The following is a 404-nucleotide window of genomic DNA, read 5'->3' as shown; positions in this document are numbered from 1 at the left end:
CTAAGGATATTATACGGAATATAAGACCTTGCGGTCTTATAGACAGGTGCGTTTAGATCTTGTTTAGTTTTGAAGGATCATTCCTTCAAAACGTGTTCTTTGAAAACTAGATAACGAAAGTAGACATCACATTCAATTAGTAATGCAAGATATCACGTAGTGATTCTTTTTAACGGTTAAGTTAGAAAGGGCGCACGGTGGATGCCTTGGCACTAGGAGCCGATGAAGGACGGGACGAACACCGATATGCTTCGGGGAGCTGTAAGCAAGCTTTGATCCGGAGATTTCCGAATGGGGAAACCCACTGCTCGTAATGGAGCAGTATCCATATCTGAATTCATAGGATATGAGAAGGCAGACCCGGGGAACTGAAACATCTAAGTACCCGGAGGAAGAGAAAGCAA

Annotated in this window: 1 rRNA gene; it reads left to right on the top strand. The window is 43.3% G+C overall.

Features of this window, described 5'->3' with window-relative positions:
- Positions 1-174: 174 nt before the first annotated feature.
- Positions 175-404: ribosomal RNA gene (locus QMZ64_RS23055) — 23S ribosomal RNA — on the top strand; the annotation flags it as partial.

The sequence above is a fragment of the Bacillus sp. LB7 genome (genome assembly GCF_030449715.1).
In the GTDB taxonomy this organism is placed as follows: domain Bacteria; phylum Bacillota; class Bacilli; order Bacillales; family Bacillaceae; genus Bacillus; species Bacillus paralicheniformis.
This window is presented reverse-complemented; position numbering and strand designations above follow the sequence as displayed.